This is a genomic window from Bacillus sp. NPDC060175 (genome assembly GCF_042728695.1).
GTDB lineage: Bacteria > Bacillota > Bacilli > Bacillales > Bacillaceae_G > Bacillus_A.
The window spans coordinates 1-15,922 of the sequence record NZ_JBHWYR010000088.1 but is presented as its reverse complement, the minus strand read 5'-3'; the positions used below and the strand labels follow the sequence as shown (position 1 = coordinate 15,922).

Genomic DNA, 15,922 nt, shown 5'->3' with positions numbered 1-15,922 from the left:
ACACCCGTTCCCATACCGAACACGGAAGTTAAGCTCTCTAGCGCCGATGGTAGTTGGGACCTTGTCCCTGTGAGAGTAGGACGTTGCCAGGCAATATTATTCCGCAGTAGCTCAGCGGTAGAGCTATCGGCTGTTAACCGATCGGTCGTAGGTTCGATTCCTACCTGCGGAGCCATTGGAGAGCTGTCCGAGTTGGCCGAAGGAGCACGATTGGAAATCGTGTATACGTCACAAGCGTATCAAGGGTTCGAATCCCTTGCTCTCCGCCATAAGCATTTTATAATATTTGGCCCGTTGGTCAAGTGGTTAAGACACCGCCCTTTCACGGCGGTAACACGGGTTCGAATCCCGTACGGGTCACCACTTTTGGAGGATTAGCTCAGCTGGGAGAGCACCTGCCTTACAAGCAGGGGGTCGGCGGTTCGATCCCGTCATCCTCCACCATATAAATTATATGAATAATATTGTCGCGGGGTGGAGCAGTACGGTAGCTCGTCGGGCTCATAACCCGAAGGTCGCAGGTTCAAATCCTGTCCCCGCAACCAAATATTTTCGTAATTTGGTTGCTAACACTTATCATATAATTATATAAATAATATTATCGCGGGGTGGAGCAGTACGGTAGCTCGTCGGGCTCATAATCCGAAGGTCGCAGGTTCAAATCCTGTCCCCGCAACCAAATGGTCCCGTGGTGTAGTGGTTAACATGCCTGCCTGTCACGCAGGAGATCGCCGGTTCGACCCCGGTCGGGACCGCCATTTTAATAAGGCTCGGTAGCTCAGTCGGTAGAGCAGAGGACTGAAAATCCTCGTGTCGGCGGTTCGATTCCGTCCCGAGCCACCATTTTAATAAAATATGCCGGCTTAGCTCAATTGGTAGAGCAACTGACTTGTAATCAGTAGGTTGGGGGTTCAAGTCCTCTAGCCGGCACCATGTAAGTTTCGGAGGGGTAGCGAAGTGGCTAAACGCGGCGGACTGTAAATCCGCTCCTTTGGGTTCGGCAGTTCGAATCTGCCCCCCTCCACCATATTTACATAGGGGCATAGTTTAAAGGTAGAACTGAGGTCTCCAAAACCTCCAGTGTGGGTTCAATTCCTACTGCCCCTGCCAAATATATAAACACAACATGGCGGTTGTGGCGAAGTGGTTAACGCACCGGATTGTGGCTCCGGCATTCGTGGGTTCAATTCCCATCAGTCGCCCCATTTTTATTTTTTAAAATTACAAATAAATTAATGGATACTTACATATAATTAAGTAAAACTTCGGTGGGCTATAGCCAAGCGGTAAGGCAACGGACTTTGACTCCGTCATGCGCTGGTTCGAATCCAGCTAGCCCAGCCATTTTTGCGGAAGTAGTTCAGTGGTAGAATACAACCTTGCCAAGGTTGGGGTCGCGGGTTCGAATCCCGTCTTCCGCTCCATTTTAACTTCATATGGCGGCATAGCCAAGTGGTAAGGCAGAGGTCTGCAAAACCTTTACCACCGGTTCAAATCCGGTTGCCGCCTTTCTTATTATGCCGATGTGGCGGAATTGGCAGACGCGCACGACTCAAAATCGTGTTCCTTCGGGAGTGTCGGTTCGACCCCGACCATCGGTATCGGTGAATTAAAAAAGACCCTAACAGAAATGTTAGGGTCTTTTTTGTTAAATTATGCTATGTGATTCTAAAATTCGTAATAAACTTAGGAATTCATGTATAATATAACTTGTCGAAAGAACAAAATGATAGTGATTTATATTATGTCTGTAATATGAATCAAAAATGAACTTTTTATATTTCTTTTAAAAATGTGTTGAATACACATTATATTTCATATTAATATTTTTATGTAGATTTAAAACGGGAAAGAGAGTGGAAAGTATGGGCCGTAAATGGAACAATATTAAAGAAAAAAAAGCATCAAAAGATGCAAATACAAGCCGTATATACGCGAAATTTGGACGTGAAATTTATGTGGCAGCAAAACAAGGCGAGCCAGATCCAGAATCAAACCAAACGTTAAGAGTTGTATTAGAACGTGCAAAAACATATAACGTGCCAAGAACGATTATTGACCGTGCGATTGAAAAGGCAAAAGGCGGTTCAGAAGAAAACTATGACGAGCTTCGTTATGAAGGCTTTGGACCAAACGGATCTATGGTAATTGTAGATACACTGACAAATAACGTAAACCGTACTGCAGCAGATGTACGAGCTGCATTTAGCAAAAACAATGGTAACATGGGTGTGAACGGTTCTGTGGCTTACATGTTTGATGCGACAGCTGTTATCGGTCTTGAAGGTAAAACATCAGATGAAGTTCTTGAAATTTTAATGGAAGCAGATGTAGATGCACGTGACATTCTAGAAGAAGAAGATTCTGTTATCGTTTATGCTGAACCTGATCAGTTCCATTCAGTACAATCTGCACTTAAAGGTGCTGGTGTTGAAGAATTTACAGTTGCAGAATTAACAATGCTTGCACAAAGTGATGTAGAACTTCCTGAAGATGCTCAAGTACAATTTGAAAAAATGGTTGATGCATTAGAAGATTTAGAAGATGTACAGCAAGTTTACCACAACGTAGACTTAGGGGAATAATAAGGTGAAACTTTAATCAGTGGGGGGTGTTCATCCCCCGCTGATTATTACCCCTCACCAATCGGGCGTTTACTGCCCACAAATAGCGGGATATAAGACAGAAGACCCTTTCGTTTAACGAACTGGGTCTTTTTTTATTGAAATAGTTAAGGTGATAAAGTTTTAAAGGGGTTTTGTTGTAGTTATGGAATATGGTTATAGATAGTATTTTAAATAATCGTATTTCTAGGAGGTATTTCTGTGGAGCATAAAACACCAAAGCATATTGTTGCCGTAGCAGGTTACTTAACAAATGAAAAGAATGAGGTACTTTTAACGAAAGTGCACTGGCGAGCTGATACGTGGGAAATGCCTGGAGGACAGGTAGAAGAAGGGGAAGCGCTCGATCAAGCTGTTTGCAGAGAAATAATGGAGGAAACAGGATTAACTGTGAAGCCTATCGGAGTTACAGGGATTTATTATAATGCTTCTATGCATATTGTAGCTGTTGTTTTTAAAGTAGCATATGTTAGTGGTGAAATAAAAATTCAACCTGAAGAAATACAAGAGGCTAAATTTGTTGCTTTAAACGAAGAGAACATTGATGAGTATATAACGCGTCCTCATATGAAATCAAGGACACTTGATGCGATGAAAGCAATGCATTTCATTCCATACGAAACATGGGAAGTTCAGCCATATAATCTTATAGGAAGATTGTAAAGTTTTGGTTAGTTATTTGAGGACATCTCAAATTGCTAACCTTTTCTTTATGTATACTGTTTCAGAAAAAGGTCACAATAATAAAGTGTAGGCTAATAATTAGTGGAGGAAGCAGAGCTACTACCTAATTTTCTAGCTTTAGCCAAGTTTTGAGGGAGAAGTCTTACTGCCCACAAATAGCGAGATAATCTGAAAGCTATTATTGATTTATAGAACGTTTGTTCTGTATAATAGTGATATATCATATATAATTAGATTGCTAGATATTTAAAAGTATAAATGTATAAACTGATATAATAAAAGAATAAAGTGAAATTAAGGAGAGTCCTACTTCCTATAAATAGTATAATAAACAAATGTATATTCAATATTTCATATGAATAGTAGATAAAAAAGGACTGTGATACAATACATTTTTACACCTTACAATGTTGTAAGGTAGGTGTAAGAGAAATCGATGGGATATTCTTTTACAACAAGGTATTCTTAAATTAAGAGTTATATATGCTGTGTGGAAAAGAGGTGTTCGAGATGAAAGAACGAGTATTATCTAGAGTGAATTATCATCAAAAAGTTGCATTAAATCCATTAACTAAATTTCTTTATAAAGCCATTATATTATTATTATTGTTAAGTTTTGCATTATTATTCGTTGGAAATGTAATGATTGAGCGAAGTGATATTAGTAAATTACATGTATCCGCTAAGTTAGAGGTGCCAGAATCATTAACACACGCATTTATTGCGACGGAAGATAAAAGGTTTTATCATCATAACGGTTTAGACTATATAGCAATTATTCGAGCTTCTATTGAAAATATAAAAGCTGGTGGTGTTGTGCAAGGAGGAAGCACGATTACACAGCAGCTATCTAAAAATGCTTTTTTATCTAATGAACGTACATTTTCTCGTAAGTGGAAAGAAATTTTTTATACGAAAAAAATTGAACGTACATTCACAAAGGATGAGATTTTAAAATTATATGTGAGTAATATTTACTACGGAGAAGGAGCATGGGGAATTGAAAAAGCAGCAAACCTTTACTTCGGTAAAAAGGTGGATCAATTAACATTGGCAGAGAGTGCAATGATGGCTGCTGTAGTAAAAGCACCAGCTTATTACTCACCTGCACAAAATTATGATAAAGCAGTTGAAAGACGAAATGTAGTTTTAAGACTAATGGAGAAAGAAGGATATATAAATCATGATGAGTATGTGCAAGCAGTTAGTGAGAAATTAGTAATTCGTCATGATATAAAAACAGAGCAGTCCATGTTAAAAAATGCACGTGAAAAAGCAGTAAGTTAAAAGAAGCTCCTATATAAGGGCTTCTTTTTTTGAATAATTTGTGACAAAAGACGACACAATATTGTCACAAATATTGTATTTTTGTAATTTATGTGAGCGTGTTCATTGCGTGACCTATGTAAGTATTGATATTATGTGTATTGTGTACAATGATGTATACAGAATATGAAATTAAAGAGGAATGTATATGAAATCATCAAACAAACTCATGGTTCTTGGTATAGTTTTTTCTATCGCAGTATTGATTGTAATCGGGACAATTGTGTATAGCATCATAAATGACAAGAAAGATAAAGGGAATGAGATGTTTGCTTATTCTACGCAACAATCTTTAGGGAAAGATGATGCTCCAGTTAAGGTAGTTGAATTTGGAGACTTTAAATGTCCTGCTTGTCGTACTTGGGATGTAACGGTATTACCACGATTAAAAGAAGAGTATATTGATAAAGGTAAAGTGCAGTTATATTTTATTAACTTCCCGTTTATCGGAAAAGACTCTGATTTAGGTGCAGCTGCCGGTGAAGCAATTTATAAACAAGATCAAGATTCATTCTGGATTTTCTATGATGAGATTTATCAAAATCAAAAGAAAGATACGGAAGAATGGATTACAGAAGAATTACTTCTTAATATTGTGAAAGAAAAGCTTCCGAAAATTAATGTAGAACAGTTTAAAAAAGATTTACACAGTAAAGAAATGAAAGACAAAGTACGTAAAGATTCAGATCGTGCTCAAAAATTAAAAGTTCAAGGTGCTCCTTCAGTATATATAAATGGGAATCTTGCAAACCCTGATTTCGATAGTATGAAGAAGGCGATTGATAAAGAATTGAAAAAGTGATGAGGTATCTCATCACTTTTTCGACTTTTTTCGATAAATTTCTTGCTTCGATTTTTTTTACATGCTATACTACTTTACATAAGTTATTTCAATATCTTATATTTATTCATATTTGCGGGTGTAGTTTAGTGGTAAAACAAGAGCCTTCCAAGCTCTGGTCGAGAGTTCGATTCTCTTCACCCGCTCCAAATTTTATTTAATATTTTTCTGATAAATTGTGATCAACGCAGTGTTTCGTTTCTAAGATAAACGAAGCATTGCGTTTTTTTAATGTTTGAAAATCATAATTGTATGCGAAAATAGAAGTAAAGAATATTATTCCAAAAGTGAATTGCTAACCAATATAGTCGTTACATAAGGGATGGATTCATCGGAGGAGGCGATAAAGAATGGATTTTGAACAATTAAAGCAAGATTTAATTGCGTATAGTAAAACGATTGGTATAGATAAAATAGGTTTTGCCAGTGCTTCACCATTTGAGGAGTTAAAGCAGCGTCTAATCCAGCAACAACAATTGAATTATCAGTCTGGATTCGAAGAACCTGATATAGAGAAGAGAACGAATCCACAGTTATTGTTACCTGGTGCGAAATCAATTATTGCGATTGCTTTAGCGTACCCTTCAAAATTAAAAAATGCACCATTAAGTAAGCGTGGAGAACGTCGCGGGATTTTTTGTCGTGCTTCTTGGGGCCAAGATTATCACCTTGTTTTACGAGATCGTTTGCAAAAGTTAGAGGCGTATTTAATCGAAAAGCTTCCGGATATAGAAGTGAAATCAATGGTTGATACAGGGGAGCTAAGTGATCGAGCTGTTTCAGAGCGTGCCGGTATTGGATGGAGTGGTAAGAACTGCGCTATTATTACGCCGGAATTTGGTTCGTATGTATACTTAGGAGAAATGATTACGAATGTTCCATTCCCTCCTGATCGGCCAATAGAAGATCAATGTGGAAGTTGTACGAAATGTATTGATATTTGTCCTACAGGTGCTTTAGTACAAGGCGGTCAGTTGGACTCGAAGAAATGTATTGCATTTTTAACACAGACAAAAGGATTTCTGCCTGAAGAATATCGCGATAAAATAGGAAATCGTATATATGGATGTGATACGTGTCAGACTGTTTGTCCGAAAAATAAAGGAATGGATTTTCATAACCATCCTGAAATGGAGCCTGATCCTGAATTAGTTAAACCATTATTAACACCACTTTTAACAATTAGTAATCGTGATTTTAAGGGAAAATATGGGGTTATGTCTGGTTCATGGAGAGGTAAAAAGCCATTGCAACGAAATGCTATTTTAGCACTTGCACATTTTAAAGAAACAGCAGCAATTCCTGATTTAATCGGTGTTATGAAAGATGATCCAAGACCAGTACTTCGGGGAACAGCAGCATGGGCACTTGGGAAAATTGGTGGAGATGGAGTAGGAGAAGCCATTGAAAAAGCGATGGAACGTGAGAAAGATGAAGAGGTTCTTCATGAAATGAATCGTGGACTTGAATTGTTAGCACAGAAAAAAGAGTAGATAATATCTCCCTTTTTCATATTGTAATATGGGAGGGAGACGAAATGGTTGTAAAAGCGAATATTGAAAAGCAAGTGCAACAGTTTTTAGCATATATCACAGAGAAACGAACTGATGTGGATGGTATTGCAGTAGATTTGTTACAAATGGTACAGAGAAAGAAACAATTGTTTCAAAAGCGTAGTGCACATATAGTGAAAGCAACTGCAGATATTTCTTTCATTAGACAATTAAATAGTAATGAGCATCAAGAAATTGATTATCAAATACACTTGAAATATTTAATTAAGCATAAAGAATTATTTTATATCGAAGAGGAACAATTAAAACGACGAGTTTGTTTAAAAAATAGTCGTATAATAGATGATTATGCTCTTGAAGTGTCAGAAGAAATAGGAATAGGTGAAACGTTAGAACGGGAAGTCACGAAAGAAAAATACGGTTCATATCAATATAATCGTTTAGAGGCAGTGAAATATGCAGAGCGTTGGTGGGATGATCGCAATCCTGCATACCGTAATTTTCCTGATAATTGTACAAATTTCATTTCACAATGTCTGCATACTGGAGAAGTGCCAATGAATGGACATCCTAATATTCGTAAAGGGTGGTGGCAAAGGGGAAACCAGTGGAGTTGGAGCTGGGCTGTAGCACACTCTTTTTATTGGTATTTGTCAGGTGCTACAGCTGGTCTTCGAGCAGAAGCAGTAGAAAAGCCAGAAGACCTTATTCTTGGCGATGTAATTGCGTATGATTTTGAGGATGATGGTAGGTGGAATCATACGACAATTGTAGTAGCAAAAGACGCAGATGGTATGCCGCTTGTAAATGCACATTCAGCGAATAGCCGCAGGCGTTATTGGAACTATGAAGACTCTAGTAAATATAAACCACAAATGAAATATAAATTCTTTCATATTATTAATGGGTAGAGATTTTTCGTTCAAGTGGTATAATACGTAGTAGACAAAAAATAGAGGTGAATATCGCGTGGGAGTACATGTTGTTTTATATCAACCAGAAATTCCAGCAAATACAGGGAATATTGCACGTACTTGTGCAGCAACTGGAACAGAGTTACATTTGATTAGACCGCTTGGATTTTCAACGGATGACAAAATGTTAAAGCGTGCAGGACTAGATTATTGGCAGCACGTAAAAGTTACGTATTATGATTCAATCGAAGAATTTTATGAGAAAAATAAAGATGGTGAATTCTTCTATTTAACAAAGTATGGCGAGAAAGCTCATACAGCATTTGATTATAGCAAACGTGAGAAGGATTACTATTTCGTATTTGGAAGAGAAACAAATGGATTACCAGCTAATGTAATTGAAGAAAACTTCGATCATTGTTTACGTATTCCAATGACGGATAAAGTACGTTCATTAAATTTATCTAATACAGCAGCAATTTTAATTTATGAAGCGTTCCGTCAACAAAATTATCCAGGATTAGATTTAGAAATCGTTTATTAAAAGTCGCCATTTGGCGACTTTTTTATTTTTTAAAAAAATATGTAATCATACATTTTAAAAAAGGTACATATTCATATAGAATGAGATATATGAATAAAAATAGATAAGACGGGTTGAGATAAATATGAAGGAACAATATAATAATCAAAATACCTTTTTAAGTATGATAGATATGGATTTAGTAAGACAGGGACTGTTACATGCTATTCAAGATTTAGTGTTTATTGTGAAAGTTATTGACGATGAAACTTTTAAATATATTTATGTGAATAAAATAGGAATGGATCACGCCAGGCTAGGGAAAGAATGTTATGGAAAAACTTTTGCAGAAGTATTACCAGAAGATACGGCAAGGTTATTGCAAGGACAATATGAAAAAGTAATGAGAGAAGCGAGAGCAAATACATTTTGTGATGTAATTAGTTTGCCAGCTGGCGATATACATTATGAATCTTCACTTAATCCAGTATGCGATGTAAATGGAACATGTCAGTTTATTATTTGTATTACTAGAGATATTACAGCACAGGTTAAGAAAAAAGCGGAAATAGAAGAAAAACAAATGTTATTTAAGTCATTACTAGAATATAATAATGATTCCATTGTATCTGTAGATTCTATTGGAAGAATTACATATGCAAATCCAGCAACTTATGAAATTTTTGGGTATCGATATGAAGAGTTAAAGGACCAATTTATTTTTCAGTTTATAAATAAAGAATATGAAAAAACTTTTCAAACTATATTTAAGAATGCTTTACAGGGAAAAGCAAGACAAATTGTTGCAAAGAAATATGTTCATAAAGAAGGGTATGAACTTTATATTTCTGTGAGGACTATCCCCATTATTGTGAATAGTGAAATCGTCGGAGTGTACATTGTTACGAGGGATGTTACGAGGCAAGTATTAAATGAGATGAAAACAGAGTATTTGGCTTACTTCGATCAGTTAACGGGGTTAATGAATAGAATATCATGTACAAATAAACTAAATGAATTTTTAGATGATAATAAAGAATTTGCATTGGTTTTTATAGATTTGGATGAATTTCACCTTATTAATGATACATTTGGTCATAAAGAAGGGGATCAAGTATTAAAAAAAGTTACTGAATGCCTACGAGAACTAAAAATAGAAGATATGCATTTATTTAGAGAACATGATGATCAATTTGTTATGTTAATAGAAAATATAACGAAAGAATGCGTAGAGGAAGTGGCACAAACAATATTAAAAAGAATTAGTGAGCATTTTGTAATAGAAGAAGAGGATGTTTATTTGAGTGCATCAATTGGGATTGTAATGGCTCCAAAAGATGGAATGGATGAAAAAATGCTTTTCCAAAGAGTCGACACAGCTTTGGAAAAAGCAAAGGAAAAAGGAAAAGGATATTATCATTTTTATTGTAGTGGATTAGATTGTGAACGTGAACAAAGGTTTATAATAGAGAATCAGTTACATCGTGCTATAGAGAAAAATGAATTTTCCCTATATTATCAACCTCAAATTAATATTGAAACGGGAAAGATAGCCAGTATGGAAGCATTAATAAGGTGGGAGAATAAGGAGCTAGGATTTGTCTCGCCAAATCAATTTATCCCACTTGCTGAAAGAACAGGATTTATTATTAAACTTGATGAATGGGTAGTACATCAAGTTTGTGAACAGATACGTGAATGGTTAAATAAAGGGTATGAAGTTGTACCAATTGCAGTTAATATTTCAGCTAGACATTTTCGTTCTATTACACTAATAGAGATGATTACACGTGCTTTAAATAAGTACAACGTCCCCCCTCATTTATTAGCAATAGAAGTTACAGAAGGGGCTCTTATACATAAAGATTTATCGAAAAGAGTGTTAATGCAGTTAAAAGAACAAAATTTAAAGATTCATTTAGATGACTTTGGAACGGGATATTCATCTTTAAGTTATTTAAAAACATATCCGATTGATACGTTAAAAATTGATCGTTCTTTTATGGAAGGTATATATAAAGATGAAAGAGATACGAATATTACGGCTGCAATTATTCATTTAGCACATACTCTAGGGTTAAATGTAATTGCAGAAGGAGTAGAAAAAGCGGAACAAATACAATTTTTAAAGGAAAAGAATGTGAAACTCGTACAAGGTTATTTTTATAATCGTCCTTTATCGATATACGATGTGGAAAATATTTATTTTAAATAGTGTATAAAAAACAAGAAAAAAAGTGATGTGCTTTTCAGCACATCACTTTTTATGTGTACCTGGTTTATCGTTATAACCAGATGTGAAAATAGCTGTAAGAAATGTGAGTGATACACATAAAATTAATAATAACTTCATCCTAATTTCCTCCTTACTTTTTCGGTTTACGAATCCTATTTGTGAATCGAAATGTATGTAAGGTTCCTAGAAGAAAAGAATTTATTTACAATGAATAGCAGCGTGAAAACTTTAATACCTTTATTATACAGAATTTTCTTTGAATTTTGGAGAGAATTTTATAGCGCTATTATATATTTCGTTTTGATTTAAAGAATGTTTAAGGACATCCTAGCATACCTTTTATAATAATCCGATTGAACAAGGAGATGGGGGAGGAGCTATAATGGATATTCTAAAGAAAATTGAACAATATCGGGAAGCAGAAGAACGTTTACAATGGGAAGGTACGTTTGCGGAGTATTTGGAGCTTGTGAAAGAAAGACCATGGGTGGCTCAAACAGCACACTCTCGCATTTACAATATGATAAAAGATGCTGGAATTGAAGAAGTTGATGGTAGAAGAAAATATAACTTCTTTAGTAATCAGCTATTTGGATTAGAGGATGCTTTAGAACGCCTTGTGGAAGAATATTTTCATCCATCTGCAAAACGATTAGATGTTAGAAAACGTATTTTGTTATTAATGGGGCCTGTTAGTGGGGGGAAATCAACATTAGTTACGATGTTGAAACGAGGATTAGAAACATATTCACGAACAGATCGTGGAGCGATTTTTGCATTAAAAGGCTGCCCAATGCATGAAGATCCACTTCATTTAATTCCGCAGCATTTACGGAATGATTTCTTTGATGAGTATGGAGTAAGAATTGAAGGGAATTTATCACCATTAAATGTTATGCGTCTAGAGCAAGAATACGGGTCAAGAATTGAAGATGTAGTTGTAGAGCGTATTTTCTTCTCTGAAGATCGCCGTACAGGAATTGGTACATTTAGTCCTTCTGATCCAAAATCACAAGATATTGCCGATTTAACAGGTAGTCTAGACTTTTCTACAATCGCAGAATACGGTTCGGAATCAGATCCTCGTGCATATCGATTTGATGGAGAATTAAATAAGGCGAACCGTGGAATGATGGAATTCCAAGAGATGCTAAAATGTGATGAGAAATTTTTATGGCATTTATTATCGCTTACACAAGAAGGGAATTTTAAAGCAGGAAGATTTGCGCTTATTTCAGCAGATGAATTAATTGTAGCGCATACAAATGAAACAGAGTATCGTTCCTTCATAGCAAATAAGAAAAATGAAGCATTGCATTCACGAATTATTGTAATGCCGGTTCCATATAATTTACGGGTTAGTGAAGAAGAACATATTTATGAAAAAATGATTCGTGAAAGTGATGTGTCTAATGTTCATATTGCACCGCATACACTTCGCGTTGCAGCAATGTTCACTATTTTAACTCGTTTAAAAGATCCGAAGCGTCCGGATATTGATTCAATTAAAAAGATGCGTTTATATGATGGAGAAACGGTAGAAGGGTATAATGCGATTGATGTAGAAGAATTGCAACGCGAATATCAAGATGAAGGTATGAAGGGGATTGATCCTCGTTATGTCATTAACCGAATTTCTTCTACAATTATTCGAAAAGAGGTACCATCTATTAATGCACTAGATGTACTGAGATCGTTAAAAGACGGATTGGATCAGCACCCGTCAATTAGTAGTGAAGACCGAGAGCGCTATATGAATTTCATCTCATTAGCGAGAAAAGAATACGATGAAATTGCTAAGAAAGAAGTACAAAAAGCGTTTGTTTATTCATACGAAGAATCAGCTAAGACACTTATGGATAATTACCTAGATAACGTCGAAGCGTACTGCAATAAATCAAAATTACGTGATCCGTTAACGGGTGAAGAAATGAGCCCAGATGAAAAACTTATGCGTTCGATTGAAGAGCAAATTGGAATTTCAGAAAATGCTAAAAAGGCATTCCGTGAAGAAATTTTAATTCGCATTTCTGCTTATGCACGTAAAGGGAAGCGCTTTGATTATAATTCACACGAACGTCTTCGTGAAGCGATTCAGAAAAAACTATTTGCTGATTTAAAAGATATAGTGAAAATTACAACATCAACGAAAACACCAGACGAAAATCAGCTTAAGAAAATCAATGATGTTGTTGCACGCTTAATTGATGAGCATGGCTATAATTCTTCATCTGCGAATGAATTGTTACGATATGTAGGTAGTTTGTTAAATCGATAGTTTGATAACAAAACGCTGTCTCTTGTTCTTGGGACGGCGTTTTGTTATCTATTGATACTTGTAAAAAGTGTCATAGCTTGTCCAAATATAATAAATTAAGATGCGATTTTATGAATTTATTGTCAATTATTTTTACAATATGCATATGATAGAGTAACCAACCATTCATACGAAAAAAGCCAACACAATACAATATGTTGCAAAGTGAAAATGTGTGCAACAATGCATTGTGTTTCTTTCTTATCAACGGCTGAATGTTTCTTTCTATTATGTGAGTGGCAAAATTTTGTTTAGGATGCTCGGAGTATTGTATGAAAAACGCTATATATGTTTATGGGATGATTTTCAATGGGCAGTTACCTTTCAAATATTCTAGCTTGGCATATTACAGAACAAAATTTATAGATTGCTGTTCATAGAGGAAGACAATTACAGTAAGGAGGGAAAGGAATGGGCGAAGAAAACCAACCAAATTATACGATTTCACAGGAAAACTGGTCCCTCCATCGCAAAGGATATGACGACCAACAACGCCATCAAGAAAAAGTACAAGAGGCAATTAAAAATAATTTACCAGATCTTGTAACGGAAGAAAATATTGTTATGTCTAATGGTAGGGATGTTGTGAAAATACCGATTCGTTCTTTAGATGAATATAAGATTAGATACAATTATGATAAAAATAAACATGTTGGGCAAGGGAACGGTGACAGCAAAGTTGGCGATGTCGTTGCGAGGGATGGATCAGGTGGTCAAAAGCAGAAAGGACCAGGAAAAGGGCAAGGGGCAGGAGATGCAGCTGGGGAAGATTATTATGAAGCAGAAGTCTCAATTTTAGAATTGGAGCAAGCGTTTTTCAAAGAATTAGAGTTGCCTAATTTAAAGAGAAAAGAACTGGATGAAAACCGGATTGAACACATTGAATTTAATGATATTAGAAAAACAGGATTATGGGGAAATATTGATAAGAAACGAACGATGATATCTGCATATAAACGAAATGCAATGCGTGGTAAAGCATCTTTCCATCCAATTCACCAAGAGGATTTAAAGTTCCGTACTTGGAATGAAGTGTTAAAGCCAGATTCAAAAGCTGTTGTATTAGCGATGATGGATACGAGTGGATCGATGGGGATATGGGAGAAGTATATGGCACGTAGCTTCTTTTTCTGGATGACAAGATTTTTACGCACAAAGTATGAAACCGTAGACATTGAGTTTATTGCCCATCATACGGAAGCGAAGGTCGTTACAGAAGAAGAATTTTTCTCAAAAGGAGAAAGTGGTGGAACGATCTGTTCTTCTGTGTACAAAAAAGCACTTGAGTTAATCGATAATAAATATTCACCAGATCGCTATAATATTTATCCATTCCACTTTTCAGATGGTGATAATTTAACTTCGGATAATGCGAGATGTGTAAAGCTTGTGGAAGAGTTGATGAAGAAGTGTAATATGTTTGGGTATGGGGAAGTGAACCAGTACAACCGCCACAGTACGCTTATGTCAGCATATAAAAATATTAAAGATGAGAACTTTAGGTACTATATTTTAAAACAAAAAGCAGATGTATTTCATGCGATGAAGAGCTTTTTTAAAGAAGAATCAGGAGAGAAAATGGCATAACCCCTTTTGAAGGGGTTTATTTTTTTGTAAACTTTTTATTTTTTTAGTTGACAATGATATTGAAAATCATTATCATTTATTCGAGAATGATTACATTTTGATTTATATATTTCGGAGGAGATGTAAAGTTGAAAAAAAATAAAAGAAAACGTATAAATGCAATGTTAGTGGCCGCTACATTGGTAATTCCATTTGCAGCATATTCTACGCCGGCATTAGCGGCAGTAGCAATTGAGGCGAATAAGGCTGGGCATACTTTAGAGAATGGTATTTATGATGCTGTTATTAAAGCATATAAAGATAAAACAAATGAAGAATCTATGGCAGCTGTTTATATAAAGGATCCTAAGTTAACAATTGAGAATGGAAAGAAAATTGTAACGGCAACGTTAAGTGATAGTGATTTCTTCCAATACTTGAAAACAGAGGATATTCATACTCCTGGTGTGTTCCAAGATGTAAAAGTTATATCAGAGGATAAAAAGAAAAATGGGACGAAAGTTATTCAATTTGAAGTTGGAGAATTAGGAAAAAGATATAATATGCAAATGCATATTTATATTCCGACAATGGCTTATGACAATAAGTATCAAGTACAGTTTGAAGTAAATGCTTTAAATTTAGAAAATAATGTTCCAAAAGAACAAAAGGAAAATAAAGAGGAAAAAGTGGATCAACAAGATGAAAGTGGAAATGTAATATTAGATAAGCAATTACAAAGGCATATTAATAAATATAACTTGAATAGAGAGAATCTAGATACTCCAATAACTAAGGAAGATTTATTAAAAGTTAAATCCTTAATAGTCGTTGAAGCTAAAAGTAAAGGAATACAAGACGTAAGCGGTCTAGAATATATGACGAATTTAGAAAGCTTAAGGTTGGAAGAAGTTAAGTTAGAAAATATACAATTTATCTCGAAATTGAGACAATTGAAGTTATTAAGTATAACCTATGGTGAACTTGAAGATATTAGACCTTTGGCTGAGTTAGAACATATTGAGTTTTTAAATTTGAGAAATAATAAAATTTCAGATTTAAGCCCATTAAGTCAAATAAAGAAGATTAAAACGCTAGATTTAAGTAGTAACTATATAAAAGATATTAAACCATTATTTACAGTGAAATCTTTAAGGGATTTGACTGTAGCAAATAATCAAATTAGTAATGATAACCTTGCTGGGATTGAGCAATTGAAAAATGTAAAGAATTTATCTTTAAGTAACAATGGACTTACGAATATTGAACATATTACATCAATGAAAAAATTAATAGAGTTAGATCTTGCTAAAAATGAATTAGAAAACATCGAACCTTTATCAAGATTGTCTACTGTACAATCACTTAATTTAGAAG

At 35.2% G+C, this 15,922-nt stretch carries 11 protein-coding genes, 17 tRNA genes and 1 rRNA gene; all 29 read left to right on the top strand.

The genetic code is table 11. The annotated features are described in order from the left end of the window. Positions 1-92, top strand: a 5S ribosomal RNA gene (gene rrf / locus ACFWDE_RS26570); the annotation flags it as partial. An 8-nt stretch (positions 93-100) separates the two neighbouring features. Continuing rightward, positions 101-175: transfer RNA gene (locus tag ACFWDE_RS26565), tRNA-Asn, on the top strand. Between the two features lie 2 nt (positions 176-177). After that, a tRNA-Ser gene (locus ACFWDE_RS26560) sits at positions 178-269 on the top strand. Between the two features lie 19 nt (positions 270-288). Then, a tRNA-Glu gene (locus tag ACFWDE_RS26555) sits at positions 289-363 on the top strand. A gap of 5 nt (positions 364-368) precedes the next feature. After that, positions 369-444 (top strand) — tRNA-Val (locus ACFWDE_RS26550). Positions 445-468: 24 nt separating this feature from the next. After that, a tRNA-Met gene (locus ACFWDE_RS26545) sits at positions 469-545 on the top strand. A 57-nt stretch (positions 546-602) separates the two neighbouring features. Next, a tRNA-Met gene (locus tag ACFWDE_RS26540) sits at positions 603-679 on the top strand. 3 nt (positions 680-682) lie between these two features. Continuing rightward, a tRNA-Asp gene (locus ACFWDE_RS26535) sits at positions 683-758 on the top strand. Positions 759-767: 9 nt separating this feature from the next. Continuing rightward, positions 768-843 (top strand) — tRNA-Phe (locus ACFWDE_RS26530). 14 nt (positions 844-857) lie between these two features. Continuing rightward, a tRNA-Thr gene (locus ACFWDE_RS26525) sits at positions 858-933 on the top strand. 10 nt (positions 934-943) lie between these two features. After that, positions 944-1,027 (top strand) — tRNA-Tyr (locus tag ACFWDE_RS26520). 9 nt (positions 1,028-1,036) lie between these two features. Further along, positions 1,037-1,110 (top strand) — tRNA-Trp (locus tag ACFWDE_RS26515). A gap of 19 nt (positions 1,111-1,129) precedes the next feature. Then, positions 1,130-1,205: transfer RNA gene (locus tag ACFWDE_RS26510), tRNA-His, on the top strand. A gap of 64 nt (positions 1,206-1,269) precedes the next feature. Further along, a tRNA-Gln gene (locus ACFWDE_RS26505) sits at positions 1,270-1,344 on the top strand. Positions 1,345-1,349: 5 nt separating this feature from the next. Then, a tRNA-Gly gene (locus ACFWDE_RS26500) sits at positions 1,350-1,424 on the top strand. 14 nt (positions 1,425-1,438) lie between these two features. Beyond that, positions 1,439-1,509 (top strand) — tRNA-Cys (locus ACFWDE_RS26495). A gap of 10 nt (positions 1,510-1,519) precedes the next feature. After that, a tRNA-Leu gene (locus tag ACFWDE_RS26490) sits at positions 1,520-1,601 on the top strand. A 264-nt stretch (positions 1,602-1,865) separates the two neighbouring features. Continuing rightward, the gene (locus tag ACFWDE_RS26485; RefSeq protein ID WP_377895841.1) at positions 1,866-2,585 is read left to right on the top strand and encodes a YebC/PmpR family DNA-binding transcriptional regulator; all 720 of its coding nucleotides are present in this window, start codon (positions 1,866-1,868) and stop codon (positions 2,583-2,585) included. 240 nt (positions 2,586-2,825) lie between these two features. Further along, on the top strand, positions 2,826-3,287 hold the full coding sequence (locus ACFWDE_RS26480; RefSeq protein WP_002063701.1) for an NUDIX hydrolase: 462 nt from the start codon (positions 2,826-2,828) through the stop codon (positions 3,285-3,287). A 531-nt stretch (positions 3,288-3,818) separates the two neighbouring features. Further along, positions 3,819-4,595, top strand: a complete 777-nt coding sequence (locus ACFWDE_RS26475) for a transglycosylase domain-containing protein (RefSeq protein WP_002204549.1) — start codon at positions 3,819-3,821, stop codon at positions 4,593-4,595. A 187-nt stretch (positions 4,596-4,782) separates the two neighbouring features. Beyond that, entirely contained in the window at positions 4,783-5,436 is a 654-nt protein-coding gene (locus ACFWDE_RS26470) for a DsbA family protein (protein WP_002204548.1), read from the top strand. Positions 5,437-5,550: 114 nt separating this feature from the next. Then, positions 5,551-5,624: transfer RNA gene (locus ACFWDE_RS26465), tRNA-Gly, on the top strand. A gap of 201 nt (positions 5,625-5,825) precedes the next feature. Then, on the top strand, positions 5,826-6,968 hold the full coding sequence (gene queG, locus ACFWDE_RS26460) for a tRNA epoxyqueuosine(34) reductase QueG (RefSeq protein WP_002204547.1): 1,143 nt from the start codon (positions 5,826-5,828) through the stop codon (positions 6,966-6,968). Between the two features lie 44 nt (positions 6,969-7,012). Next, complete coding sequence (locus tag ACFWDE_RS26455; RefSeq protein WP_377895838.1) at positions 7,013-7,900, top strand: amidase domain-containing protein; 888 nt, start codon at positions 7,013-7,015, stop codon at positions 7,898-7,900. A 58-nt stretch (positions 7,901-7,958) separates the two neighbouring features. Further along, positions 7,959-8,447 (top strand): tRNA (uridine(34)/cytosine(34)/5-carboxymethylaminomethyluridine(34)-2'-O)-methyltransferase TrmL, encoded by a 489-nt coding sequence (trmL, locus tag ACFWDE_RS26450; RefSeq protein WP_000538149.1) that lies wholly within the window; start codon positions 7,959-7,961, stop codon positions 8,445-8,447. Between the two features lie 124 nt (positions 8,448-8,571). After that, complete coding sequence (locus tag ACFWDE_RS26445) at positions 8,572-10,641, top strand: sensor domain-containing protein (RefSeq protein WP_377895836.1); 2,070 nt, start codon at positions 8,572-8,574, stop codon at positions 10,639-10,641. Positions 10,642-11,044: 403 nt separating this feature from the next. Beyond that, a complete protein-coding gene (locus ACFWDE_RS26440) occupies positions 11,045-12,940 on the top strand; it encodes a PrkA family serine protein kinase (RefSeq protein ID WP_002159367.1) in 1,896 nt (631 codons plus the stop codon). Positions 12,941-13,390: 450 nt separating this feature from the next. Continuing rightward, positions 13,391-14,566 carry a sporulation protein YhbH gene (yhbH, locus tag ACFWDE_RS26435; RefSeq protein ID WP_002113900.1) on the top strand — a complete coding sequence of 392 codons (1,176 nt, stop codon included), beginning with the start codon at positions 13,391-13,393 and terminating at the stop codon, positions 14,564-14,566. Between the two features lie 128 nt (positions 14,567-14,694). Beyond that, on the top strand, positions 14,695-15,922 hold a 1,228-nt coding region (locus ACFWDE_RS26430), incomplete at its 3' end, for an NEAT domain-containing protein (RefSeq protein WP_377895834.1).

Excerpts from the sequence above, each read along its gene's own strand:
- ACFWDE_RS26485 (WP_377895841.1), top strand. The coding sequence starts at position 1,866 with ATGGGCCGTAAATGGAACAATATTAAAGAAAAAAAAGCATCAAAAGAT.
- ACFWDE_RS26475 (WP_002204549.1), top strand. The coding sequence starts at position 3,819 with ATGAAAGAACGAGTATTATCTAGAGTGAATTATCATCAAAAAGTTGCA.
- ACFWDE_RS26470 (WP_002204548.1), top strand. The coding sequence starts at position 4,783 with ATGAAATCATCAAACAAACTCATGGTTCTTGGTATAGTTTTTTCTATC.
- queG (WP_002204547.1), top strand. The coding sequence starts at position 5,826 with ATGGATTTTGAACAATTAAAGCAAGATTTAATTGCGTATAGTAAAACG.
- ACFWDE_RS26455 (WP_377895838.1), top strand. The coding sequence starts at position 7,013 with ATGGTTGTAAAAGCGAATATTGAAAAGCAAGTGCAACAGTTTTTAGCA.
- ACFWDE_RS26445 (WP_377895836.1), top strand. The coding sequence starts at position 8,572 with ATGAAGGAACAATATAATAATCAAAATACCTTTTTAAGTATGATAGAT.
- ACFWDE_RS26440 (WP_002159367.1), top strand. The coding sequence starts at position 11,045 with ATGGATATTCTAAAGAAAATTGAACAATATCGGGAAGCAGAAGAACGT.
- yhbH (WP_002113900.1), top strand. The coding sequence starts at position 13,391 with ATGGGCGAAGAAAACCAACCAAATTATACGATTTCACAGGAAAACTGG.